The sequence below is a fragment of the Streptomyces sp. SS8 genome, assembly GCF_054072955.1.
The window spans coordinates 43,707-67,660 of the sequence record NZ_JBSVCZ010000014.1 but is presented as its reverse complement, the minus strand read 5'-3'; the positions used below and the strand labels follow the sequence as shown (position 1 = coordinate 67,660).

The 23,954-nt window shown below is 75.6% G+C and carries 22 protein-coding genes; 8 read left to right on the top strand and 14 right to left on the bottom strand.

From position 1 onward, the window contains the following. Positions 1 to 36 precede the first annotated feature (36 nt). The 8 genes from ACW69E_RS15505 to ACW69E_RS15470 form a co-directional block, all read right to left on the bottom strand. The gene (locus ACW69E_RS15505; protein ID WP_457498832.1) at positions 37 to 999 is read right to left on the bottom strand and encodes a hypothetical protein; all 963 of its coding nucleotides are present in this window, start codon (positions 997 to 999) and stop codon (positions 37 to 39) included. A gap of 6 nt (positions 1,000 to 1,005) precedes the next feature. Next, entirely contained in the window at positions 1,006 to 2,262 is a 1,257-nt protein-coding gene (locus ACW69E_RS15500; protein WP_457498831.1) for a glycosyltransferase, read from the bottom strand. 76 nt (positions 2,263 to 2,338) lie between these two features. Then, positions 2,339 to 3,172, bottom strand: coding sequence for a polysaccharide deacetylase family protein (locus ACW69E_RS15495; RefSeq protein ID WP_457498830.1), 834 nt, complete (start codon positions 3,170 to 3,172; stop codon positions 2,339 to 2,341). Further along, entirely contained in the window at positions 3,162 to 4,883 is a 1,722-nt protein-coding gene (locus ACW69E_RS15490; RefSeq protein WP_457498829.1) for a lipid II flippase MurJ, read from the bottom strand. Before ACW69E_RS15490 ends, ACW69E_RS15495 begins: the two co-directional genes overlap by 11 nt. Then, a complete protein-coding gene (locus tag ACW69E_RS15485; protein WP_457498828.1) occupies positions 4,880 to 6,223 on the bottom strand; it encodes an O-antigen ligase family protein in 1,344 nt (447 codons plus the stop codon). The genes ACW69E_RS15490 and ACW69E_RS15485 overlap by 4 nt, the downstream gene beginning before the upstream one ends. 127 nt (positions 6,224 to 6,350) lie before the next feature. Further along, on the bottom strand, positions 6,351 to 7,898 hold the full coding sequence (locus tag ACW69E_RS15480; RefSeq protein ID WP_457498827.1) for an exopolysaccharide biosynthesis polyprenyl glycosylphosphotransferase: 1,548 nt from the start codon (positions 7,896 to 7,898) through the stop codon (positions 6,351 to 6,353). Next, positions 7,895 to 9,142, bottom strand: a complete 1,248-nt coding sequence (locus ACW69E_RS15475) for a glycosyltransferase family 4 protein (RefSeq protein WP_457498826.1) — start codon at positions 9,140 to 9,142, stop codon at positions 7,895 to 7,897. The genes ACW69E_RS15480 and ACW69E_RS15475 overlap by 4 nt, the downstream gene beginning before the upstream one ends. Positions 9,143 to 9,234: 92 nt before the next feature. After that, entirely contained in the window at positions 9,235 to 10,329 is a 1,095-nt protein-coding gene (locus tag ACW69E_RS15470; protein ID WP_457498825.1) for a hypothetical protein, read from the bottom strand. A 294-nt stretch (positions 10,330 to 10,623) separates the two neighbouring features. On the opposite strand from ACW69E_RS15470, the gene ACW69E_RS15465 reads away from it, so the two are divergent. Next, the gene (locus ACW69E_RS15465) at positions 10,624 to 11,061 is read left to right on the top strand and encodes a chaplin (RefSeq protein ID WP_457498824.1); all 438 of its coding nucleotides are present in this window, start codon (positions 10,624 to 10,626) and stop codon (positions 11,059 to 11,061) included. Positions 11,062 to 11,151: 90 nt separating this feature from the next. Here the strand turns inward: ACW69E_RS15465 and ACW69E_RS15460 are convergent, their stop codons facing one another. Then, on the bottom strand, positions 11,152 to 11,562 hold the full coding sequence (locus ACW69E_RS15460; RefSeq protein ID WP_457498823.1) for a hypothetical protein: 411 nt from the start codon (positions 11,560 to 11,562) through the stop codon (positions 11,152 to 11,154). 100 nt (positions 11,563 to 11,662) lie between these two features. Between ACW69E_RS15460 and ACW69E_RS15455 the strand changes: the two genes are divergently transcribed. The 3 genes from ACW69E_RS15455 (at position 11,663) to ACW69E_RS15445 (ending at position 14,840) form a co-directional block, all read left to right on the top strand. Next, positions 11,663 to 12,544, top strand: a complete 882-nt coding sequence (locus ACW69E_RS15455; RefSeq protein ID WP_457498822.1) for a DUF72 domain-containing protein — start codon at positions 11,663 to 11,665, stop codon at positions 12,542 to 12,544. A 7-nt stretch (positions 12,545 to 12,551) separates the two neighbouring features. Next, on the top strand, positions 12,552 to 13,247 hold the full coding sequence (locus ACW69E_RS15450) for an endonuclease (RefSeq protein ID WP_457498821.1): 696 nt from the start codon (positions 12,552 to 12,554) through the stop codon (positions 13,245 to 13,247). Positions 13,248 to 13,496: 249 nt separating this feature from the next. Continuing rightward, positions 13,497 to 14,840, top strand: a complete 1,344-nt coding sequence (locus ACW69E_RS15445) for a transglycosylase family protein (protein WP_457498820.1) — start codon at positions 13,497 to 13,499, stop codon at positions 14,838 to 14,840. A 61-nt stretch (positions 14,841 to 14,901) separates the two neighbouring features. On the opposite strand, the gene ACW69E_RS15440 is transcribed toward ACW69E_RS15445, so the two are convergent. Together ACW69E_RS15440 and ACW69E_RS15435 are read right to left on the bottom strand one after the other, a co-directional pair. Continuing rightward, complete coding sequence (locus tag ACW69E_RS15440; RefSeq protein ID WP_457498819.1) at positions 14,902 to 16,443, bottom strand: FAD-dependent oxidoreductase; 1,542 nt, start codon at positions 16,441 to 16,443, stop codon at positions 14,902 to 14,904. Then, on the bottom strand, positions 16,440 to 17,102 hold the full coding sequence (locus tag ACW69E_RS15435) for a DUF5709 domain-containing protein (protein WP_457498818.1): 663 nt from the start codon (positions 17,100 to 17,102) through the stop codon (positions 16,440 to 16,442). Before ACW69E_RS15435 ends, ACW69E_RS15440 begins: the two co-directional genes overlap by 4 nt. Positions 17,103 to 17,372: 270 nt before the next feature. Between ACW69E_RS15435 and ACW69E_RS15430 the strand changes: the two genes are divergently transcribed. After that, complete coding sequence (locus tag ACW69E_RS15430; RefSeq protein WP_457498817.1) at positions 17,373 to 18,581, top strand: hypothetical protein; 1,209 nt, start codon at positions 17,373 to 17,375, stop codon at positions 18,579 to 18,581. Between the two features lie 73 nt (positions 18,582 to 18,654). Here ACW69E_RS15430 and ACW69E_RS15425 read toward each other — a convergent pair whose 3' ends face one another. Continuing rightward, on the bottom strand, positions 18,655 to 19,239 hold the full coding sequence (locus ACW69E_RS15425; RefSeq protein WP_457498816.1) for a hemerythrin domain-containing protein: 585 nt from the start codon (positions 19,237 to 19,239) through the stop codon (positions 18,655 to 18,657). A gap of 195 nt (positions 19,240 to 19,434) precedes the next feature. On the opposite strand from ACW69E_RS15425, the gene ACW69E_RS15420 reads away from it, so the two are divergent. Further along, entirely contained in the window at positions 19,435 to 20,571 is a 1,137-nt protein-coding gene (locus ACW69E_RS15420; RefSeq protein WP_457498815.1) for a carboxylate-amine ligase, read from the top strand. Next, positions 20,568 to 21,638: an iron-containing redox enzyme family protein gene (locus tag ACW69E_RS15415; RefSeq protein WP_457498814.1), complete on the top strand. Its 1,071-nt coding sequence runs from the start codon at positions 20,568 to 20,570 to the stop codon at positions 21,636 to 21,638. The genes ACW69E_RS15420 and ACW69E_RS15415 overlap by 4 nt, the downstream gene beginning before the upstream one ends. Positions 21,639 to 21,682: 44 nt before the next feature. Here the strand turns inward: ACW69E_RS15415 and ACW69E_RS15410 are convergent, their stop codons facing one another. Both ACW69E_RS15410 and ACW69E_RS15405 read right to left on the bottom strand, forming a co-directional pair. Beyond that, positions 21,683 to 21,985 carry a CDGSH iron-sulfur domain-containing protein gene (locus ACW69E_RS15410; protein ID WP_457498813.1) on the bottom strand — a complete coding sequence of 101 codons (303 nt, stop codon included), beginning with the start codon at positions 21,983 to 21,985 and terminating at the stop codon, positions 21,683 to 21,685. After that, positions 21,969 to 22,634: a HemK2/MTQ2 family protein methyltransferase gene (locus ACW69E_RS15405; protein WP_457498812.1), complete on the bottom strand. Its 666-nt coding sequence runs from the start codon at positions 22,632 to 22,634 to the stop codon at positions 21,969 to 21,971. The genes ACW69E_RS15410 and ACW69E_RS15405 overlap by 17 nt, the downstream gene beginning before the upstream one ends. Positions 22,635 to 22,753: 119 nt before the next feature. Here ACW69E_RS15405 and ACW69E_RS15400 point away from each other — a divergent pair, with 119 nt between their 5' ends. After that, positions 22,754 to 23,935, top strand: coding sequence for a zinc-dependent alcohol dehydrogenase (locus tag ACW69E_RS15400; RefSeq protein WP_457498811.1), 1,182 nt, complete (start codon positions 22,754 to 22,756; stop codon positions 23,933 to 23,935). Positions 23,936 to 23,954: the final 19 nt, after the last annotated feature.

Genomic DNA, 23,954 nt, shown 5'->3' with positions numbered 1-23,954 from the left:
TCGCCGGCCGGGGCGGGGTACGGGGTGTGCGGCGGTTCACCGGGCGGACCGCCGGCTCAGCTTCCGCCGTTCCTCCGGCGCCCCTTCCCCGGCCGCCGCCTTGGCGGAGGGCGCGGAGACGGACGCCGCGGCCGCTGCCGCCGCCTTGGCCGCGGCCTTGACGGCGGGTGCGGGGACTCCGGAGTCCGCGGCGGGCGCGGCCTGGGCGGGAGGCGCGGGTGCCGCGGCGGGGGATTCCGGAGCGGAGGGTTTCGGCGGACGGGGCGCGTCGGCGGCGGGCGCCGGCCGCTCGGCGCGGGCTCTCCGGTCCGCGGTCCCGGCGGGGGCCGGTACGCCGGCGGAGACCGGGGTGCGGCGGCCCCGAGGCGCGGCCAGCATCGCGAGTCCGCCGACGAGCCCGCCGGCGCAGATGCCCACCGCGACGGCGAGCGCCGCCGAGGGCGAGGCGGGCTCGGTGGGGTCGAGCGCCGGGGCGAACAGCGACAGCCGCACCCCCGTGCTGCCGGTGGCATGGTTCCCGGTTCTGGTCAGGGCGTTGGCCACCGCGTTGGAGGCGGCCGCGGCCCGGCCGGGACTGGACGCGGTACCGGTGATCTCCACCATGGGCGCGTCCGGGGAGGTGGCCGAGCGCACGGCGTCGCGCAGCTCCTCCACCGGCATCCTCGCCGCCGCCCTCGCGTCGGCGAGGACGGCGCTGTCGGTGGCGACGCGGCCGTACGCCTGGGCGAAGCCGAGGGCGGTCGCCGAGTCCGCCCCGGGGCCGGGCACCACGACCACGTAACTGGTCGCGGTGTAGCGGGGCGTGGCCAGCAGGCCGTAGGCCACCGCGCCGACCAGGCCCAGCAGGACTCCCAGGGCCAGCGGCCACCAGGCGGGCGGGGAAGGGGTCCGTCCCGGCGACGAGAGGCGGGCGAACGGGCCGGTGCCGCGCGGCGGCGCGGCCGGTTCGGGCGGTTCGGGCGGTTCGGGCGTGCGCGGCTCGGTCAGGGTCTCGCTCAAGGCGGGCTACCTCTTCGTCGTCGGGGCGGTCTGGGCGGCGGAGGTGGTCGGAACGGCCGGGGCGGGCAGGGGCGCCGCGAGGGCGCGTACGGCGGCGTGTGCGGCGGCGCCCGCGGCCGGCCTCGCGGGGGCGCGGCCGTGGAGCTCCTCGTACAGGGCCATGAGCCGGTCAGCGCCGCGGGCCACGTCGTAGCGGCGTACGGCCTCGCAGACCGGGGCCCGGCGCCTGCCGGGCGGTACCGACGACGGCTCGCGCAGCGCCGCGACCAGGCTCGCGACCCCCGGTTCGACGCGGTGTGCCCCGGGGGCGTGGGAGCGCGGCAGTTCGTCGATGGCCGGGCAGGTCACGTGGAGCACGGGCAGCCCGGCCGCCAGCGCCTCCAGCACGGCCAGTCCGAAGGCCTCCTCGGCCGACGGAGAGACGAACACGTCCATGGCGCTGAGCAGTCCGGGGATGTCCGGGCGGCCCTCGTGCCCGCCGGGCTCGGCCCCCACCGCTCCCCCGCACTCCCCCAGCAGCCGTACGCGGTCGGCGATGCCGAGCCCGGCGGCCAGTTCGCGCAGCCTGCCGCGCTCCGGCCCGTCCCCGGCCAGGACCAGATGGGTCCCGGGGAGCTGGGCGACGGCCCGTACCGCGATGTCGAAACGCTTGCCGGGCACCAGCCGTCCGACGCCGCCGACCACCAGGGCGTGCGCGGGCAGTCCCAGGCGGTTGCGCACCGAGGCGCGCACCACGGGGTCGAAGCGGAAGCGGGCCGCGTCGATGCCGTTGGGGATGACCTTGATGCGTGAGCCGGGCACACCCCAGCGGCGCAGCCTGGAGGCGACGGTGGTGGAGACCGCGACGGTCGCGGTCCCCATGCGCTCGGTCGCCAGGTACAGGGCGCGGGCTCCCTGGGTGAGCGGGCGACCCTCGATCCGCCGCTCGCCCAGGGAGTGCTCGGTGGCGACCACGGTGCGCGTCCCGGCCAGCCGCGCCGCGATCCGCCCGTAGACGCAGGCCCGGTACAGGTGGGTGTGGACGAGGTCGTAGCGCCCGGCGCGGACGGTGTCCACCAGCCGCGGCAGGGCGGACAGGTCGCGGTTGCCGCGCATCCCCAGGTGGGTGACGGCGGTGCCGTCCGCCTCGATGCCCTCGGCGACCGCGCCGGGGTTGGTGAGGGTGACGACGTCGCAGCACAGCGGCAGATGGCGCAGCAGCAGCCGCAGTTGCTGCTCGGCGCCGCCCGCGCCGAGGCCGGTGATGATGTGCAGCACTCTCATCGGTCCTCCTCTCCCGCGCCGTGTTTCCGGGTCCGGGCCCGCTTTCCGGGCGGGCGGCCCGTCCCGCGCGCCGCCGTCATCGTCCGGCCCCGGTGAGGAATCCGGCGGCCGGGACGGTGGGCCCGCTGGGCAGGGCCCGGCGCCGCAGGGGGTGCAGCAGTCTCTTGGCGTACAGCCGCGGCGAGGTGTCCTTCTCGCCGATGTGGACGCGGGGCAGGGCGTGCGGGCCGGTCAGCGGGCCGGGGTCGATGGCGCAGGCGTACGCGTAGCCCGCCGCGCGCACCGCCCGCACCGCGCGGTGGTCGACCGCGCCGTAGGGGTAGCAGAAGCCGTCCGCCCGGCGTCCGGTGATCTCCTCCAGCAGCTCGCGGCTGCCCTCGGTCTCCCGGCGCAGGGTCTCGTCGTCGGCCGCCGTCAGGTCGAGGTGGAGCAGCCCGTGGGAGCCGACCTCCATTCCGGCGCCGACGGCGGCGCGGATGCCCGCCTCGGTCAGCAGCGGCTTGCGCGGGCCCAGCGGGTCCCACTCGTTGTCGCCGCCGAGCCTGCCGGGCAGGACGAACACGGTCGCGGTGCAGCCGTGGCGGCGCAGCAGCGGCACGGCCTCCCCGATGAAGTCGGCGTACCCGTCGTCGAAGGTCAGGCCCACCAGGCCCGCGCCGCGCCCGGCCGCTCTCTCCCGCAGCAGCTCGCCCACCCCCACGCCGCGCAGGCCGCGCCGCCGCAGCCAGCGCAGCTGGCGGTCCAGGCGGCCCGGCGAGACGGTGACGTTGTAGGGGTCCTCGGTGTGCTCGGCAACCGAGTGGTACATCAGCACCCAGGGGCGCACCGGCCGCATCCGCGGCAGCGAGGCGGGGGGCGCGGGGGCGGCGGAGGGGGCGGGTGCGGTCGTGCGGGCCGGATCAGCGGGCATGGCGGAACCTTCGTGTGACGGCGGTGAGCAGCTGCGGTACTTCGGGCGCCCGGACGGCGAGCGCGGCGGCGGTGAAGGCGGCCGGGACGACCAGCGCCCCGGCGGCGGCGGTGGGCAGCGGGGAGGGCAGGAGCGGTGCGGCGGCCAGGCCGGCCGCGGTGGCCGCGGCGGCGGCCAGGGCGAGCCGGAGCAGACCGGCCGCCACCGCGCGCACCCGGACGGGCAGGACGCGGGTGCGCAGGCCGCACAGGAGCAGCAGTGCGGTGGTGGTGATCCCGGCGGCGTTGGCCGCGGCGATGCCGTGGACGCCCCAGTGGGGGGCGGCCAGGGCGCCGGCCGCGACGGTGAGCAGCAGGCCGGCGGCCATCGCGGCGGCCGGGTACCAGGTGGGCCGGGCGGCGGCGAAGAACGGCCGCACCAGGGCGCCGGCCAGGCAGTGGCCGAGCAGCCCGGTGGCGTAGACGCGCATGACCGAGGCGGTGGCGGCGGTGTCCGCGGCGCCGAAGGCGCCCCGCTCGAAGAGGAGCTGGACGATCTGGGGGGCGTAGGCGATCACGTACGCGGCCCCCAGCAGCACCACCGTCGCGGCCAGCACGAGATCGCGCTCCACGCGCCGCCGGGCCCGCTCGGTCCGGCCGTCGGCCATGGCCCGGGCGACCAGGGGGAAGGTGACCGTGCACAGCAGCAGGGAGAACGTCATGGGCAGTTGGGCGATCTTCTGCGCGTAGTTCAGGTGCGAGATCGCGCCGGGCGGCAGCCCGGAGGCCAGGAAGCGCTCGACGAGCACCTGCGACTGGCGGGAGAGCGCGAAGACGGCCACCGGGGCGACCACGCCCCAGCCCACCAGCGCCGCGGCGCGCGGGGCGCGTACGGCGCGGGCGCCCCGGCGCGCGCGGGGGGTTGCGGCGGCGCGCAGGTGCAGGCGCCGCCAGAACGCCGGGAGTTGGACCAGGACCATCGCCAGGCTGCCCGCGGCCACTCCGAGCGCGGCGGCGCGCACCCCCCACCGGGCGTGCAGTCCCAGCACCACGGCGATGACGGCGATGTTGTAGGCGCAGTAGATCGCCGCCGGGGGAACGAAGCTGCGGTGGGCGCGCAGGGCCGCGCTGAAGTATCCGGCGGTTCCGAAGCCCAGCACGGTGACGGCCGTCAGCCGGGTGCAGTCCACCGCCAGGCCGGGGTCGGCCAGGCCGGGTGCGAGGGCGCCCACCAGCAGCGGCGCCAGCAGTGCCACGGCCGCGGCGGCGCACGCCAGCGCCAGGAGCAGCCGGGGAAGCGTCGCCGCCAGCAGGGCGCGCACCGGGTCGGCGGGGTTCTCGGGGTTCTCGGGGTTGTCCGGGAAGGGGGTTCCGGTGCCTCCCTCCCCGGCCGCGCGGACCGCGGCGCGGCGCGACAGCGCGAGGCTGAACGCCGGGACCAGCACCAGCGCCATGGCGTCCTCGATGAGGATCGTCGAGGCGAACTCGGGGACGGTCCAGGAGACCAGGAAGGCGTCCGTCTCGCTGCCCGCGCCGAACAGGTGGGCGATGGTCTGGTCCCGTACCAGGCCGAAGAAGGAGCCGGCGGCGGTGAGGACGGCGGTGGCCGCGGCGGCCCGGGCGACGAACCGCCTGCCCGGCGCGGAACCGGAACCGGGCGCGGCCGGGGAGGCGGAGGGGCCGGAGGGCGGCGGGGGCGCGGTGGGCGCGCCGGTCGCGGTGCTGGTGCTCACCGTGCGCCCGCCTCCTTCGCGCCCCGCGCGCGGCCGGTGGCCGCGGCACCGACCGCCGCCGCGGGCGCCAGTGCCCACCAGGCGGCCAGGCCGAGCGCCACGGCGGTCAGCACCGTGGACGGGCCCCCGATGTCGGCGTAGAGGAAGTCGACGCAGACCAGGACGAGCAGGCCGGTCGCGGCCAGACCGCAGTCGGCGTCCCGTCCCGCCGCCCGTGCCCGCCGCAGCCGCCGCACGCCCAGTACCAGCAGCGCGGCCCAGCCGCCTGTGACGGCGACGGCCCCGGCCAGCCCGTGCTCGGCCAGGAGGAGCAGGTACATGTTGTGCGGGGACAGCAGGGGCTGGCGGTGGAAGTCCTGTCCGGCCCCGGCGGTGTCGCTCGCCGAGGACAGGGCGAGGGAGGCGTGTGAGTCGCGGTGCTCGGCGAATCCCCTCGGGCCCACCCCGGTCAGCGGGTTCTCGTGCCAGATCTCCACCGCGGCGGCCCACATGGTGTAGCGGTCGGTCACGGACTGGTCGGGCTCCGCGGTGACCTCGGTGATGCTGGCGGCGCGCTCGGCGACGAGATCGCCGCCCACGCCGAATCCGCCGACCAGGACCACCGCGGCGGCCGAGGCGGCCACCAGGACGCGCAGGGCCGTCCGCAGGCCCGTCAGGAGCAGCACCGCCGTGCAGGCGGCGGCGGTGGAGATCCACGCACCCCGGCTGAAGGAGAGGACCAGGGGCACCAGGAGCGCGGCGGCGGTACCCAGCGCCGCGGGCCGCAGCCACCGGGGTGCTCCGGCGGGCGGGGCGAGCCCGGCGGCCAGGGCGACGACGACGCCGCAGGAGACGGCGGAGGCCATCCCCATGACGTCCGCCGGACCGAAGGTGCCCACCGCCCGGACGTTCTCCCCCTGGTACGAGGCACCGGTGCCGGTGAGGTACTGGTGGACGCCGATCGCCCCCTGCGCCACGGCGACCGCCACCAGCGAGGCGGCGACCGGCCGGGCGTGCCGCGGCGAGCGCAGCACGAGCACCAGGGCGGCCGGCACCAGGACGAACACCTGGAGCAGGCGGACGTAACCGGTGAGGCCGGCCACGGGGTCCTGGGCCGTCACCGCCGCCAGCGCCAGACCGGCGGCCGGCGCCGCCAGGACGGCGGCGGCCGTGGCGTCCAGCGGGCGCGCGCGGGTGCGCAGCGCCCACGCGGCGCAGCACACGACCAGGGCGCCCGAGGCGGCGTCGGCGAGGGTGGGGCCCGCGCCACCCCCGCCGGGCTCGCGGTACGCGGGCACGCACACCAGCAGGACGGTGGCGAGCGCGGGCAGCACCGGCCAGTGGGCGGCCGCCGCCCTCACGGGACGGGCCCCGCGGGGCCCGGGGGCCGGGACCCGCACGAGGGCCCCGGGCTCCGCGGGCCCGGTGGGCCCCGCGGGCTGTGCCGTGGCCGTGCCGGACGCGTTGACCGTGGTGGCCGTCGTCACCTCAACTGCCCCCGAGCCGGAGGACGGAGCCCGCGGTGCGCAGCAGGATCGAGACGTCCTGCCACAGCGACCAGGTCTCGATGTAGTGGTTGTCGAACCGCGCCCGGTCCTCGATGGAGGTGTCGCCGCGCAGTCCGTGCACCTGGGCCAGCCCGGTGATCCCGGCGGGCATCCGGTGGCGGGCCGCGTAGCCGGGGTGGAGCCGGCTGAAGTGCTGGACGAAGTACGGGCGTTCGGGCCTGGGCCCGACCAGGCTCATGTCGCCGCGCAGTACGTTCCACAGCTGGGGCAGCTCGTCCAGCGAGGTGCGGCGCAGCACATGGCCGACCGTGCTCATCCGGCGGTCGTCGGCGACGTTCCAGCGCGTCGCCGACTCGTGCTCGTCACGGGGGCGCAGGGTGCGGAACTTCAGGACGGTGAACGGACGCCCGCCCAGGCCGATCCGCTCCTGACGGAAGATCACCCCGGGCCCGTCGGCGATCCGGACGGCGAGCGCGCAGGCCAGCAGCACCGGGGCCACGGCCACCAGCGCCACGGCGGCCACCGCGACGTCCAGTGCGCGCTTGCCGCGCAGCCCGGCCCGGCGGTGCCGGGGCCGCGGGTCCAGGCGGCGGCAGGGGAAGCCCCACAGGTGCTCGGCCGTGCGCCCGGCGCCGCGGGGGTGGAGGGCGGTGGCCGGGTGCGCGGCCGGGGAGGCCGCGCCGACCACCCACACGGTGCAGTCCAGGTCCGTGAAGAGCGGCACGAGCGCCGCGGCCTCCGGGTCCGTGCCGGGGTCGCGGGTGAACACCGCGTCGCGCACGGCGTTCTGGATGGCGGCGCGGACGATGTCCTCGCGTCCGGTGAGCACCGGCACCGAGACTCCCTCGGCCAGTGCCGCGTCGGCCGGTTCTCCTCCCGGCTCGACCACCCCGACCGGGCGCATCCCGTACTCGGGGTGCTCGTACAGGGCGGTGGTGACGCGCCGTCCCGCCTCCCCGGCGCCGACCACCAGGGCGGAGCGCGGTCTGCGGCGTCCGGCACGGCGGCGCGCCATGTGGACGGCGCCGCGCGCGGCGCAGGCCAGAGCCGTGTGGGCGGCCACCGCGGCCGCCAGGACCGTCCAGTCCGGGGTCCTGCCCTGCCAGGTCGCGGCCGGGAGCACGGCGGCCGCGCACCAGGCCGCGGCCGTACCGCCGAGCAGGGCGGGCAGTTCGCCGAGCGCGGTCGGCGCCAAGGCGATGCGGTAGAGGCCGGCGCGGGCGTTGAGCGGCATCAGGACGGCCAGCAGGGCGGCGCACAGCACGGCGGCCGCGAGCGGCCCCCCGCCGCCGCCCGCTCCGGGCGCTGCGGTCACGGCGGCGGCCGCCGTGACCGCGGTGAGGCAGTCGGCGGCGGTGAGGAGGGCGGCGGCGCGGCGCCGGTGCGGATTGCCGCGCAGGGTCGCCGGCAGCGGCCGGTGCGCGGGTCCGCGCGGCGGGCCGACGTGGGTCGCCGCGGTACGGGGTTTGGGTTCCGGCAGGGGCAGGACCCGGCTCGGGTTGGATGTCCCGGTGTTGTCCGTGGTCATCGCCTGATGTGCTCCCTGGTGTCGGGGTGGGGATCGGGATGGGTGCGGGACGGGAGTCCGGTGGCCGGCCGGGGAAGGCGGCCGGCGGGGGCCGGCGGGCGGGTCCACCGGCGGGGCGCGGCGGCGGACCGCTCGGCCAGCACCTCGGCGTACAGCCGCGCGACCCGCTCGGCCGTGTGCCGTACGTCGTGGAAGGCCCGGACGTGTTCGGCGGCCAGCAGCCCCAACTCGTGCCGGAGCGGCGGGTCGGCCAGCAGCGAGGCCAGCGCGCGGGCCAGGGCTCCGGGGTCCTCCGGCGGGACCAGGAAGTCGGCGGCGCGGCCCGGCGGGAGGCTCTCGGCCGCGCCGGTCACCGCGGTCGCCACCACCGGGCGGCCGCAGGCCATCGCCTCCAGCGGGACGAGCGCCATCCCCTCCCAGCGGGAGGGGAGCACCACAGCGTCGGCCGCCGCGTACCAGGCCGCCGTGTCCTGTGCCGTCCCGGCGAGCAGCACCCCCGCGGGTGCCTCCGAGGCCAGTTCCCGGCGCGACGGGCCGTCACCGACCAGCACCAGCCGGGCGCCGGGGACGCGGGCGGCGACCTCGGGCCAGGCCCTCAGCAGCACGTCCTGCCCCTTCTGCCGGCACAGCCTGCCGACGCAGACGGCCAGGGGGGCGTGCGGAGGCATCCCGGCGATCGCGGGCAGGGTGGTGCGCGCGCGGGCGCGGGCGGCTCCGTCCGCCGGGCGGAAGCGGCCGGTGTCCACGCCGTTGTGGACCACCGCCCAGCGGGCGCGCACCCCCGACGCCTCGCCGTGCCGCAGTTCGTCGCCGGCCACGCACAGCACGCGGTCCGCCCAGCGGGCCGCCAGCCGCTCCCAGTACAGGGCCAGCCGGGCGGTCGTCCCGCCGACCGCGTCGAAGGACCAGGCGTGCGGCTGGTGGACGGTGGGGACGCGGCCCCGCAGGGCGAGCCGCAGGGCCAGTCCGGCCTTGGCGCTGTGCGTGTGCACCAGGTCGGGGCGGACGCGCCGCACCAGCCGGGCGGCCCGTACCGCCTCGCCGTACAGGCCCGGGCCCGGTTCGCGCAGCGCGGGCCAGTCGGCCACCTCCGCGCCGGCCGCGGCGGCGTCCCGGCCCAGCGCGCCGCCGGGCGGGCAGGCCACCACGGCGCGCGTCCCCGCCGCGGTCTGGGCGCGGACCAGGTCGGTGACGACCCTGGCCACCCCGCCGTCCACGGGCTGGGAGAAGTGCAGCACCGTCATGGGAACCGCTTGCCGATCGTTGTGGGACACGCGTGAACTCGCCATTCGTCGAAGCGTTCTGACGTCGCGCCGAGGGCGCCGGTCCGCGACTCTCAGCGGCGCGCGTCGACCTGCAGGAAGACCGCTCCGAGCTGGTAGCCCTCGTCACGGGTGGTGAAGCGGAACGTCAGCGAGTCGCCGCCGCGCACCAGCGCGGGGGTGATGCCGTGGACGTCGGAGTCGTAGCCCAGCGTGTCGGGGTGGGCGGGCACGCGGGGCGCCGGGCGGCCGTGGTCGGTGATCGTGGAGTTCATGGGGTCGTCGGCGGGGTTGGCCGCGTCGCGCACCCGGTGGGCGGGCGCGGTGCCGGTGCCCACCGTCAGCGTCTCCCCGCCCCGGCCCCGGTCGCCGTCGTAGGCCACCACGCCCGCCGCGCCGGAGGCCCCGGGCGGCACCGGCAGGGCCTCGGCGGTGATCTCGAGGGCGCCCTTGGAGGGGGTCATGGCCTCGTAGCCGTCCAGGAGCACCAGATGGCGCAGCGGCTCCTTCGGGTGGGCGTAGGCGGCCACCAGGGTCCAGCCGCCCCAGGCGCCGGCGGGCGAGTGGCCCGCGGCGACGTTGAGCTGGGCGACGGTGTAGGAGCCGCCGCCGGACCGCGCGACCAGGCCGGTGACGTCGGCCGAGGCGGTGTAGCCGTCCATGACCGCGGTGCGGCGGTGGCCGACGACGGTGTCGGCGAGGACCTCCTTGTACCGGCCGCCCGGCTCGGCGATCAGCACCCGTCCGTTGTCCTCGGGGGGCTTCTGCTCGCCGACCCGGAGGTTGCCGCCCCAGTACAGCCGGGCGTAGGTGACGCGCGCCCCCTCGGGCAGGCGCAGCTCCGCGCTGCCGGAGTTGTAGGTGTTGGGGTCGTCGTCGATGTCGACGTAGGTCATCTCGTAGTCGCCGTTGTTCCCCTTCGCCACCCCCGTCCGGGCCTGCGCGCACGGCGGCGTGCCGGTGGCGGCGGGGGCGAGGCAGGTAGCCGCGGAGTTGGCGGCGCGCACGATGCCGCCGTGCTGCGTGGCGCGGTACCGCTCCCCGAAGGGGATGCGCGGCGCCTCGCCGGGCGCGGGCGCGGCCGCGGTCGGCGGCAGCGCCATCGCCAGGGCCGCGGCTGCCAGTGCGCACAGCACTCCTCGGCTGGTGAGCCCCAGGGAAACACGCATGGACTTTCTCCGATCGATACCGTTCAAATCGGAGCAAACCATGGCAGACGTGTGCACCTCCCTCGGAGGTGACGCGCGGGGGTTGCGCCGAGCGTGTGACCACCCGGATCAGCGTCCGGCACGTACGGCATCCGCTTGCGGCGGTACGGCCCACAGGAGAGCACCGGAACGGTGATCCCGCTGGGCCCTCCGGGTGATCCTGCGCATCACCCCTGTTGGACCGCCCCCGGGCCGGACAACCCATTCACAGCCCGGATCGACCACGGTTCGAAGAATTCCGAAAGGAGAACGGCGATGATCCGTATCGCCAAGACCGCCGCGATCGCCGCGGCCGCCTGCGCCCTGGTTCTCGGCGGCGCGGGAGCCGCGTCTGCCTGCGGAGACCAGCCCGGCGGTCACAAGGGCGGCCACCAGCAGGGCCACCACGGCGACGGTCACAAGAAGGACCGGAAGAAAGACGACAGGAAGGGCCACAAGAAGGACGACGGCAAGGACCGCGAGAAGGGGTACGAGAAGAAGGACCACCGCAAGGGCGGAGACGACCACCGCAAGGGCGGCCACGACGGAGGCTACGGCGCCTACGCCGGGGCGGTGGCCTTCGGTTCCCCCGGCGTCCTCAGCGGCAACGTGGTGCAGGTCCCGGTCGACTTCGACCTCAACTTCTGCGGCAACCAGCTGACCGTCGTCGGCGCGCTGAACTCGTCCTCCGGGAACGTCTGCGTCAACAAATGATCCGGCGCCTCCGCTCCGCCCCGCCCGCGGGGCGGAGGCCGGTTCGGCCCCCTCCCGGGGCGTCACAGCGGGCGCTCCCCGTGGTGAGGCTCAGGGGCCGCCCTCCTCCTCCTGCTCCCGCACCGCGTCCCGCTCCTCCGCCGCGTCGCGCGGCAGGTCGGGGCCGGCCGGCGGATCCACCTCCACCGGCGGGGTCCAGGGACCGCGCTCCACGGTCTCGCCCGGCTGCATCCCCGGAGTCGGCCCCGCGGCGATCTCGGGCTGCTCCATGTCATCGGCGGCCACGGCGTGCACATCGCCCTTGCCCAGCGGAGAGGCTCCCGGTTCCTCCTCGCTGCCGGGCTCCCAGTGGTCCTCGCCCGTGCCCGTGTCCTCGCCGCTTCGGGGCCGCCCCTGGCCCGGACCGTACGTGGCGTTGCCCGGGTTCCGCGTCCGCTCGGCCTCCTCGGCGATCTCACGGGCGCGCCGCTCCCTGTCCGTGCCCTCGTCCTCAGCGGACATGACCTCGCTCCTCTCCACGGGACCCGGAGTCCGAGCCCGGAAATCCCCGAATGCTTCCCGACGGCGGATCTCGCCGACGCGGCGCGGGTACCCGGCGGCCATGGGAAACATTCTGGTCGGCACCTGCTCGTGGACGGACCCCGCGCTGGTCGGCAGCGGGTGGTACCCCTCCTCTGCCAGGGGTGCGGAGGGACGGCTGCGGTACTACGCCGGGCGTTTCGGCCTGGTCGAGGTGGACTCGACGTACTACGGGCTGCCCAGCACACGCAACAGCCGGCTGTGGGCCGAGCGCACTCCCGACGGGTTCGTCTTCGACGTCAAGGCGTTCTCCCTGCTCACCGGCCACCCCACCCGGGTCGGCTCGCTTCCGGCACAGCTGCGCCCGGCCGGCGCCCCCGCGAGCGCCCGGGTGCGGGCCGGCGCACTGGGGCCGACGGCCGTGGAGGAGGTGTGGCGGCGCTTCGCGGACGCGCTGGAGCCGCTGCGCGCGGCCGGACGGCTGGGCGCGGTGCTGATGCAGTTCCCGCCGTCGCTGCGGCCCGGACCCGACTCGGAGGCGTTCCTGGAGCGGTGCCTGGGGCGCGCGAGCGCACTGGGGTGGCGCACGGCGGTGGAGTTCCGCGACCCTCGCTGGTACGCGCCCGAGCGCGCCGCCGGTACGGCCGACCTCGCCAAGCGCCACGGCGCGGCGCTGGTCGCGGTGGACACCGCACGCGGCCTGCCCGCGTCCGTGCCCCCGGTCGCCGCCGCGACCGCGCCACAGCTGTCCGTGGTCCGCTTCCACGGCCGCAGCCCGCACTGGGGCGCCGGTTCCAAGGAGGACGCCTACCGGCACCGCTACACCGGGGAGGAGCTGGCCGAGTGGGTTCCGCGGATACGGGCGCTGGCGGAGCGGACCGACCGGGTGCACGTGCTGTTCAACAACTGCTGCGGCGACGCGGCCGTCCGCGCCGCCGAGGCGATGAGCGACCTGTTGGAGTGATGCGGCCTTGACCGAGCCGGGCGGAGAGAGGAACGCGCGGGCGGGCACGGGCCGGCGCGCGGGGCCCAGGGAGCGCGACCCCGCCGTGGTGCGCGCGCTGCTGGAGCTCCACGGCCGCACGTACGCGCGAGAGGCGGGCATCCGGCTGCGGAACACCCCCGTGCCGCTGTACCGGCTGCTGGTGCTCTCACTGCTGCTGAGCGCCCGCATCCGGGCGGATACCGCGGTGTCCGCGGCCCGTGCCCTGTTCGACGCCGGGCTGGGCGACGCGCGGAGCATGGCCGAGTCGGCCTGGCAGCGGCGGGTGGACGCGCTGGGCGCGGGCGGCTACCGACGGTACGACGAGCGGACGGCCACCCAGCTCGGCGACGGCGCGGAGCTGCTCCTCCAGCGCTACCGGGGGGATCTGCGCGGGCTGCGCGAGGAGAGCGGGGTGGGCGAGCGGCTCCAGCGCTTCCCCGGCATCGGGCCGACCGGGGCCGACATCTTCCTGCGCGAGGCCCAGGGCGTCTGGCCGGAGTTCGCTCCGTACCTCGACCGCAGGACCCGCGAGGGCGCGCGGCGGCTGGGGCTGCCCTCCCCCTCCCGGGAGCTGGCACGGCTGGTGCCCCGGGAGGAACTGCCCCGGCTGGCCGCGGGGCTGGTCCGCGTCGCCCTCGACCGGAAGGCCGCCGACGAGGTGCTCGCCGCGGCGGATGCGTGAGTTCACTTTTCCTTTCCGTGCCGTTTCCGTGCCGCCGCGCGCTGTTTCCGCGCCGTTGTGCGCGGTGCCGCGCGGTCCTGCACCGCGCTGTGCCGCGCTGCGCCGTTCCCGGGGCTTTCGCGGTGAGCTCCGGAGGCGGGCTCTTGCCGTCACACGGAAAGCGCGTCTATCTTTGGCGCGCTCGTCAACGCAATTGCGTGAGAGCTCAACTGACGGACCGCCGGATACGGCGTAGGGGAGGGACCGGCTGTGGCCGGAAAAGGGCGTCATCGCCGTTACAAGCCCAACGCGGTTTCCCGCGCGTCGCTGACCGTCACCGCGGGAGGGGCCGGAATCGCCATCCCGCTGATCGGGGCCACCGCCGCCCACGCCGCGCCCGAGGAGATCTGGAACAAGGTCGCCGCGTGCGAGAGCAGCGGGAACTGGAATATCAACTCCGGTAACGGTTTCTTCGGCGGTTTACAGTTCAAGCAGAGCACCTGGCAGGAATTCGGCGGTACCGCCTACGCTCCGCGTGCCGATCTCGCCACCAGGGACGAGCAGATAGCCGTCGCCGAGCGGGTGCTCGACGGGCAGGGCCCGGCCGCCTGGCCGGTGTGCTCGACCCGGGCCGGTCTGACCTGGGAGCACCGGGACACCGGTACCACCGCGCAGACCGTCTCGGGGACGGAGGGCAACCAGCCCCGCACCCAGACGCAGGCACAGACGCGGGCCGAGGCCTCGAAACCGGCCGCGAAGCCGGCCGACAAGCCCTCCGACAGCGGCCGGACGCATGTGGTGGCGGGCGGCGACACCCTCTCCGGGATCGCCGACGAGCACGATGTGCGCGGCGGCTGGCAGGCGCTGTACGAGCGCAACCGCACGGTCGTGGGCGGCGACCCGGATCTGATCTTCCCCGGGCAGCGGCTCAGCCTCCAGCAGGGCGGCGCGGCCCGGACGCAGCATGACGACGCCCCCGGCCGGAGCACCACCGTGCCCCGGCAGAAGAGCGCGCCGAAGGCCGGGGAGAAGCCCAAGGCGCAGGAGAGACCGGAGGCACAGGCCAAGCCCGAGGTCCGGGAGAAGCCGAAGGAGCAGGCCAAGCCGGCGGAGAAGGAGAAACCGCGGGAGAAGGCGCAGGAGAAGATCAGGGCGCAGGCCGAGCCCGAGCGGGCCGAGCGCAAGCACTCCGAGGCACAGGCCTCCCCCGGCTACGCCGCGCCCGTCAGCGGCGTCTCCCCCACCACCGCGTACCGCCAGTCGGGCAGCGGCTGGTCCAGCGGCTACCACACCGGCATAGACTTCCCCGTCTCCACGGGCACCTCGGTGCAGTCCGTCAGCCGCGGGCAGGTCGTCTCGGCCGGCTGGGGCGGCGCGTACGGCTACCAGGTGGTCATCCAGCACTCCGACGGCCGCTACAGCCAGTACGCCCATCTGTCGGCGATCTCCGTGCGCTCCGGCCAGCAGGTCAACGCCGGCCAGCGGATCGGGCGTTCGGGATCCACCGGCAACAGCACCGGCCCCCATCTGCACTTCGAGATCCGCACCGGCCCCGGCTACGGCTCCGACATCGACCCGCTGGCCTATCTGCGCGCCAACGGCGTGCGGATCTGACCCGCACGCACCCGCGGCCCGCCCCGCCCGGCACAGTGCCGGGTGGGGCGGCGGGCGGCCGTCACCCGATGTCGCGCCGCTCCAGCGGGTGGGTCGCGGGGCCCTGGATCACCGAGCCGTCCGGGGCGAAGCGCGAGCCGTGACACGGGCACTCCCAGGCCAGTTCCGCGTCGTTGAAGTGGACCAGGCAGCCCAGGTGGGTGCAGCGGGCCGAGACGGCGTGCAGTCGTCCGTCGGCGTCGCGGTGGACGGCGCATCGGCTCCCGCCGACCCGTACGACCGCGCCGCCGCCGGGGGCGATGTCGTCGACGGAGTCGGCGTGGGAGGGGCGCAGCCGGTCGCCGACGAAGTGCTTGGCGACGCCCGCCTGCAGGCTCAGCAGCGAGGGTGCGTCGCGGAAGCCGGGCAGCCGCCGGGGGTCGTACAGCTTCGCCCAGGCCGGCAGGTCGCCGCCGGTGACGTACCGGGCGAGCAGCCGGCCCGCCAGCACCCCGCTCGCCATCCCCCAGCCGCCGAAGCCGGTGGCCACGTAGGTGTGGCGCGCGCCGGGGTGGAACGGCCCGATGTACGGCACCCGGTCGGTGGAGCTGTTGTCCTGGGTGGCCCAGCGGTGGACGATCCGGGCACCGGGGAAGCGCTCGCGCGTCCAGGCCTCCAGCCTCCCGAAGCGCTCGGTGACCTCGGCCGTGCCCGGCAGGAACTTCTCACCGGTGACGATCAGGAGCCGCTGCCCCTGGCCGTAGGGCGCGGTGCGCACCGAGCGGGTGTCGTTCTCGGGGGTCAGGTACATCCCGGCCGGGTCCTGCTCGGCGGGGATCGCGGCGGCGACGACCAGTTCGCGATGCGGCTCCAGCCGGGAGAACAGCAGCGCGCGGTCGAAGACGGGGTAGTGGGTGGCCACGACGACGGCGTTCGCGGTGACCGTGGCGCCGTTCTCGGCGGTCACCTCGCACGGCTCGCCCTCCTCCAGGCCCACCACGCGGGTGCGTTCGGCGATCCGCCCGCCGCGCCGCACCAGGTCCTGCGCGAGCGCCAGGAGGAACTTGCGCGGGTGGAACTGCGCCTGGTCGGCCACGCGTACCGCGCCCCGGACGGGGAACGGGAGCCCGGTCTCGGTGACGTAGGCGGCGGGCAGGCCGGCCTCGGCGGCGGCCTCGGCCTCGGCCCGCAGCTTCTGGGCCGTCTCCTCGGACTCGGCCCAGGTGTAGGCGGGCACGCGCTCCAGCTCGCAGTCCACGTCCAGCTCGGCGGCGGTCGCGGCCAGGTGCCCGATCGCGTCCTGCTGGGAGAGCGCGTACATCCGGGCGCCGTCGGCGCCGTGCTTGCTCCGCAGCTCGTCGTAGACCATGCCGTGCAGTGCGCTGACCTTGGCGGTGGTGTGGCCCGTGACCCCGGCGGCGATCCGGTCGGCCTCCACGACGGTGACCTGACGGCCGGCGCGGGCGAGCTCCCAGGCGGTGCACAGGCCCGCGATGCCGCCGCCGACCACCACGACGTCGGTGTCGGTGCCGCTGCCGGGCTCCAGCGGCGGGTGGGTGGCCTCGGGGGTGACGGGGGCGGTCGCCAGCCAGTACGACTCGTCGTCGGCGGGGGAAGCGCTCACGGCCTGCGGCTCCTTCCGGGCTCGGGACGCACTCCGGTCCCCTCGCCCTCGCCGGACGGGCCGACCTCGCCCACGCCCTCGGGCGGGCCGGTCTGCTCGGTGTCCTCCTCGCCCCTGAGCTGGCCGATGTCGCGGTCCTCCTCCACGGTGTGGACGGCCGCCTCCTCCGGGGACAGCCCCTCGGCCGCGGACTCGTGGGAGAACACGTCCTGGTTGGCGGGCCGCTCCCCGAGCGGGTCGTCGCTGAGCTGGCCGGTCTCCTCCTCCGGCGGACCGGAGGCCCGGGAGGTCTCGCCCACGTCGGGCTCCTCCTCGGCCAGCCGGTCGCCCAGGGGCTTGCCCTCCACCTGTTCGGAGTAGGTGGTGCCCCACTCCTCGGCGGCCACCGGGCGCTCGCCGGGGACGGGCATCTGCTGCGGATCGTTCATCCACTCCTGCTCGGGCATGCCGTTCTGCAGGTCGGGGATGCCCTCGTCCTCGGGGCGGCCCCCCGGGTCGTAGGGGGCGTCCAGTGCCGAGTCGCCGGGGCTGGGACCGGTGGCGGGCTCTCCCTCGGGGGGCAGGCCGGGGGTCTCGTCGTCGTTGACGGTGGCGTCCTCCTCCGCCAGTTCGGGCCTGCTGTCGTCGCCCGCGGCGGTGGGCTCGTTCTCGTCAGCCATGGTCGGTCTCCCTCCGGGTCCCGGTGTCGGTCAGGGGCGCGCACGCGTCGGTGATCCGGTCGGCTCTCATCGACCCGCCCGGTACCCGCCGGTACCGGACGGAAACGCGCGGTGTGCCCCGGCCGCGCCCCGATCGTGCTGTTTCCGGGGCGGCGGCGCGGGTACCCCGGCGCCTCGCGTCCGGCGCCGGGGGAACGGCGGGCCGCGGGGCAGCCGCGGTACGGCCGCGTCCCGGACGCGTCAGCGCAGTGGACGAGCAGGAGGAACCAGGTGACCTTCAACCCCTTGGAGCAACGCGGCATCCCGCTGGACCGGCAGCTCCGCAACTGGCGCGAACTCGACGTCGAGCCGATCGACCCGAACCACGCCGACCCCTACACCCGCTGCCGCGTCATCACGATGAACGGCATCGAGGTGGAGGCGATCATGTTCAGCCACCACTTCGCCCGGGTGTGCCCGGACATGGACGTCAAGCGGCAGCTCGCCGAGGTGCGGTACATCGAACAGCAGCAGCAGAAGACGGTCAACTGGCTGCTGCCGGGCCTGTCCTCGGTGCTGGAGACGACGATCGCCTACGAGCAGGTGGCCGTGGACCTGACCGCCTGGGTCGCCCGGATGGAGCCGGACCCGTACCTCAAGCAGGCGTACCAGTTCGGCGTCCTGGAGGACTTCGACCACCTGTACCGGTACTCGAACCTCTACGAGATGATCGAGCACCGCAAGGCCGAGAAGATCGTCGACCAGGTCACCGAGGTCATCCCGGGCCGGCCGACCAAGTACCACCACCGGCACCCGGCCGACAACGTGCGCGACCCGTACGACAAGGACCGCGCGAACCCGCTCTCCAAGCTGCACGCGCTGACGATCATGTCGGCCGAGCAGCAGACCATGAACTTCTACATGAACGTCGGCCCGCAGTACATGGAGCCGATCGCCCGCCAGCTCTACCAGGAGATCGGGCTCATCGAGGAGGAGCACGTCACCCACTACGAGTCGCTGGTGGACCCGGGCGAGACGTGGTGGGAGCGGCTGGTCAACCACGAGTACAACGAGTGCTACCTGTACCACTCGTTCATGCAGCAGGAGAGCGACCCGAAGGTCAGGGCGGTCTGGGAGCTGCACCTGAACATGGAGCTGGAGCACCTGCACATCGCCTGCGACCTGATGCGGCGGCACGACGGCCGCGAGCCGGAGGAGGTCCTGGCTCCGGAGCTGCCGAACGTGCTGGCCTTCGAGCCCAACAAGGGCTACATCCGCGAGCTGCTTGCCACCCAGCTGGACCTGACGACGCTGGGCGCGGGGTACGTGCGCGAGGCGCACGAGCGCTTCGAGCGGATGCAGGAGCGGATCCACGGCGGCGAGGAGCCGCCGAGCGAGCGGGTCATCGACCGGCACCGGGAGATGTTCGGGGGCGAGTACCGGCTGAACACCGAGGGTGAACACCCGGACCCCTCGCTGCGCGAGCGGCAGCGGGCCTGAGCGCTCCCCGCGCGCGGCCGGGCCGCCCCCTCCCCGCGGGGAGGGGGCGGCCCTTTCGGTCTGCGCCTCCGGCTCAGCGGCCGCCCGTGACCTTGCGCACGGCGTCGCGGACCCGGTCGGCCACGGCGGCCGGCGGGCCGACGGCCAGGTTCTCCGCGGCCGTCTCCGCCCCCGGGTGCGGGCGGGTGGGCGCGGTGGCCTCCGCCGCCCTCAGGGCCTTGGCCATGGTCCGCAACCGCTCGGGCTCGGCGTTGCGCGCGATGTGGATGAACTCGTAGCGCTCCTCGGCCCGGGCGTGCGCCTCCACGTCGTGCCGCAGCGCCTCCAGCCGGGACATGAAGTCCGGACTGTCCGGATCCATGTCCTCCAGGTCCTTCAGGGCCTGCTTGGCCTTCTTCTCCTCCTCCAGGCGCTCCTCCACCACGCCCTCACCACCGTCGACATTGCGCCGGGTGTAGGGGTGGACCACCTCCTCCTCGGCGGTCTCGTGCACCGCCAGCAGCCTCACCAGGCGGTGAAAGGCGTCGCGCCGGGCATCGCCCTCGGTGGCCTCCACCTCGTCGAAGAGGTTGCGGATCTCGCCGTGCTGCCGCATGAGCAGCGCCACCGCATTCTCGTCGTGCCCGCTGATGTCCGTCGTCTCCTGCCGTCCCGCCATGTGGGGGTTCCTTCCGTGAACTGTCGTCGGCCGGCCACCCTCGGAGCCCGTGCCGGGCCCTGCCGCGCCACCGGGCCCGGTCTTCCGCCCGGTGGCGCCCGGGCCGAACGGTCGCGGTACCCCGTGGCCCACCCCGGAAAACCACGGAGGACCCCCGCCCGTTTCGCCGGACGGGCCGGGGGTACCCACACTGCCGTGACCAGGGATGGAACCACCGGGGGACTGACCATGGGGGTCGAGGAGGAGTTCCTCCTGGCCGACCCGGCGACCGCCCGCACCGTGGCCGGTGCACAGGCGGTACTGCGCCGCGCCCACCACGAGGCGTCCGCCGCCGACGGCTCCGGCTACAAGGCGGAGTTCCTCTCCAGCCAGGTGGAGTCCGCCACCGGGGTGTGCACCTCTCTGGAGGAGATCCGCAGGGAGCTGGCGGAGGACCGCGCCCGGCTGGTGGACGCCGCCCGGGAGGAGGGTCTGCTGCTGCTGTCCTCCGGGACGGCCGTGCTGAGCGACGGGCGTCCCCCGGTGGCCGAGGGGGAGCGCTTCCGCCGCATCTCGGAGCTCTTCGCCGACATCGTGGACGACTACCAGGTGTGCGGCTGCCACGTCCATGTGGGCGTGCCGGACCGGGAGACGGCGGTGGCCGTGGTCAACCGGGTGCGGCGCTGGCTGCCGACACTGCTGGCGCTGTCGGCCAACTCCCCCTTCTGCGAGGGCCGCGACCGCGGTTACGCCAGCTGGCGCATGATGGAGCAGCTGCGCTTCCCCGCCGCCGGGATGCCTCCCCGCTTCCCCGACGCCGCCTTCCACGACGCGGAGGTGGAGCGGCTGGTGTCCTACGGGGCGCTGATCGACGACCGGATGAGCTTCTGGCTGATGCGCCCCTCGCCGTGGCTGCCCACGGTCGAGTTCCGGGTCGCGGACGCGGCGGCCACCGTCGACGACGCGGTGCTCCAGGCCGCGCTGGGGCGGGCCCTGGTGCGCCGGGCGCTGGCCGAGCTGGAGGCGGGGGTTCCGGAACCGGAACTGGACGAGCGGGCGGCCCGGGCCGCGGTGTGGGCCGCGGCGCGCTACGGCCTGCGGGGCGACGGCGTCGATCCGGTCACCCGCGCCCGCGTGCCGGCCGGCGAACTGCTTCACGCGCTGCTGCGGCACGTCGCGCCCGCCCTGGAGGAGACCGGCGACACCGAGGCCGTACGGCGGCTGCTGGAGGCGGTGCGCGAGGACGGCACCGGGGCCGAGAGGCAGCGGCGTGCCTGGGCGCGGGGCGGCCCCCGGGCGGTGGTGGAACTGCTGGCCGCCCAGACCGACGCGAGGGAGCACAAGCAGGCATGACGACCACCACCGGTACCGCCGCCGGCACGGCCGGCTCCGCCACCGGCGCCCCCTCGGGCACCGTCACAGCGGAACTTCCGTCTCCGCGCGGTGAGTTGAGCTCAGCGGTGCTGGCGGCCCTGGCCGCCCCGCCGCCCGCGCGGCTGCCGTCGTCCCTCGGGGCGGCGGTGGAGAGGGCCGATCCGTACGGCGAGGATCTGCAACTGGCCCTGTACGTCTGCTACGAGCTGCACTACCGGGGCTTCGCGGGCGTGGCGGCCGAGTGGGAGTGGGACCCGGACCTGCTGCGGCTGCGCGCCGGTCTGGAGCGGGTCTTCCTGAGCGCCCTGCGCCGCGACACCCTCACCGGCACGGCGTCGGACTCGGACGTGTCCGCCGCGCTGGAGCCGCTGCTGGTGGAGCCGGCCGAGGGCGGCGGGGTGTCGGACTTCCTGCTGCGCGAGGGCGAGTGGTGGCAGATGCGCGAGTACATCGCGCACCGCTCGGTCTACCACCTCAAGGAGGCGGACCCGCACGCCTGGGTCATCCCCCGCCTCGACGGCCAGGCCAAGGCGTCGCTGGTGGCGGTGGAGTACGACGAGTTCGGCGGGGGCCGCGGGGAGCGGGTGCACGCGCGGCTGTTCGCGGACCTGATGGCGGGCGCGGGCCTGGACCCGTCCTATCTGCGCTATCTCGACGACGTGCCCGCCCCGATCGTCGCCGGGGTGAACCTGATGTCGCTGTGCGGGCTGCACCGGTCCCTGCGCGGCGCGCTGGTGGGCCACTTCGCGGCGGCCGAGATCAGCACCGCGCCCAGCGCCCGGAAGATGGCCAGGGCGCTGGAGCGGCTGGGCGCCGCGCCCGAGTGCGTGCTGTTCTTCACCGAGCACATCGAGGCGGACGCCGTGCACGAACAGGTGATGCGCCGGGACGTCATCGGCGATCTGCTGGCGCGCGAGCCGGAGCTGGCCGCCGACGTGGTGTTCGGCATCCGGGCCACCGAGCTGCTGGAGGAGCGCCTGGCGGAGCGTCTGCTGGGCGCCTGGCGCGCCGGCACCACCTCACTGCGGCGCCCGCTGGAGGTCTGACGGAGGCGGGGCCCGGGAGAGGGCCAGGATGGGAGGGGGCCGGGTCAGCCCCGGCCCCCTCCCGTCCCCGCCTCCGGATCCGTACCCGCCTCCGCGTCCGTGTTCCCCTCCGGGTCCGTGCCGGCGGGCCTCGGGCGCCGCTCCTTGCGGCGGTGGCTGGTGTCGCACCACGGATAGCGGTGGCTGCGGCGGCAGGTGCACAGGGCGACCGTGAAGCGGTCCGAGCGGGCGATGCGGCCGTCGGGGAGGACGACCTCCAGCGGCCCCTCCACCAGCACCGGGCCCTCGGGGTCGATCACCACGCGCCGGGCGCGGCTCTCACCGGCGGGTTCAGGGACGGTCGGCACGGACCACCACCAGTTCCTCGGTGCGCTGCCCCGGGGCGATCAGACCCCGCTCCTCCAGCCAGGCGGCGCGCTCGCGCAGCACCGGGCCGAACGGGATGGTGCTGCGGGCCACCACCGAGGGCTTCAGTCCCCGCTCGCGCAGCAGGCCCAGCGTCGCCTGCGTGCCGCACAGCGCGGAGTGCACCATCAGCATGGTGCCGCCCGGTGCCAGCAGCGAGGGCGCGTACGCGCACAGCCGGTCCAGCACCGCGCGGCCGTCCGGCCCGCCGTCCCAGCACATCGCCGCGCCCCTGCGGGGCAGTTCGCGCCGCGGGGAGGGCACGTACGGCGGGTTGGTGAGGACCAGGTCGAAGGGGCGCCCGTGCTCCGCCTCGGCCAGGGCGTCGGTGAGATCGCCGCGCCGCACCGCCAGCGGCAGCCGGTACAGCCAGGCGTTGCAGCGGGCGGCGAGCACGGCACGGGGCGATGCGTCCAGCGCCACCGCCTCGGCCGCGCCCATCCGCAGCGCGGTCATGGCGAGCACTCCGGTGCCCGTGCAGAGGTCCAGGACGCGGGCTCCGGGGGCGAGCGCGGCGTCGTGCAGCGCCTGCCTCAGCAGCCAGGTGTCGTCCTGCGGCGCGTACACCCCGGGGGGCCTGAGCAGCAGCATGAACACCGGATACCTCGTTTGCCCCTCCCCTAACGTGCCCGTCCGGGCGGCGGGGCGGGGACTGGCCGGCCCGCACCGGGGTACCCGGCCGGTTCCCCGTGACAGAGAGGTGGAGAGCGATGAAGGCAGTGGTCTGGCACGGCCGGCGCGACGTACGGGTGGACGAGGTCCCCGACCCGGCGGTCCGCGAGCCGACGGACGCGGTGGTGCGGATCACGTCGAGCGGACTGTGCGGCTCGGACCTGCACCTGTACGACGTGTTGGCCCCGTTCATGACGGAGGGTGACATCCTCGGGCACGAGCCGATGGGCATCGTGGAGGAGGTCGGTCCCGAGGTGCCGAACCTCTCCCCCGGCGACCGTGTGGTGATGCCCTTCCAGATCGCCTGCGGCTCCTGCTTCATGTGCTCGCAGGACCTCCAGACCCAGTGCGAGACCACCCAGAACCGCGAGTTCGGCACCGGCGGTTCGCTCTTCGGCTACACCAAGCTCTACGGCCGGGTGCCCGGCGGCCAGGCCCAGTACCTGCGGGTGCCGCAGGCCCACTACGGGCCGGTCAAGGTGCCCGAGGGGCCGGCCGACGACCGCTTCCTGTACCTGTCGGACGTACTGCCGACGGCCTGGCAGGCGGTGGCGTACGCGGACGCGCCCAAGGGCGGCACGCTGGCCGTGCTGGGGCTGGGCCCCATCGGCGACATGGCGTGCCGGATCGCGCTGCACCTGGGTGTGGAGAAGGTGATCGGCGTCGACCTGGTGCCCGAGCGGCTGGAGCGGGCCCGGGCGCGCGGCGTGGACGTGCTGGACCTCACCGAGCACGACGACGTCGCCGAGGTCATCCGGGAGAGGACCGGCGGGCGCGGCGCGGACGCGGTCATCGACGCGGTGGGCATGGAGGCCCACGGCAGCGCGGTCGCCGAGATGGCGCAGAAGTCGGCCGGGCTGCTGCCGAAGAGGATCGCGGAGAAGCTGATGACCACGGCGGGCGTCGACCGGCTGGCCGCCCTCCAGCTCGCCATCGACGCGGTGCGGCGCGGCGGGACCATCTCCGTCAGCGGTGTCTACGGCGGGATGACCGACCCGCTGCCGCTGCTCACCATGTTCGACAAGCAGATCCAGCTGCGCATGGGCCAGGCCAACGTGCGGCGCTGGATTCCGGAGATCCTGCCGCTGCTGACGGACGAGGACGTGCTGGGCGTGGACGACTTCGCCACCCACCACGTGCCGCTGGAGAAGGCCCCCCAGGCGTACGAGATGTTCCAGAAGAAGACCGACGGGGCGGTGAAGGTCGTCCTGCGGCCGTAGACCCCGCCGCCCTCCTTCC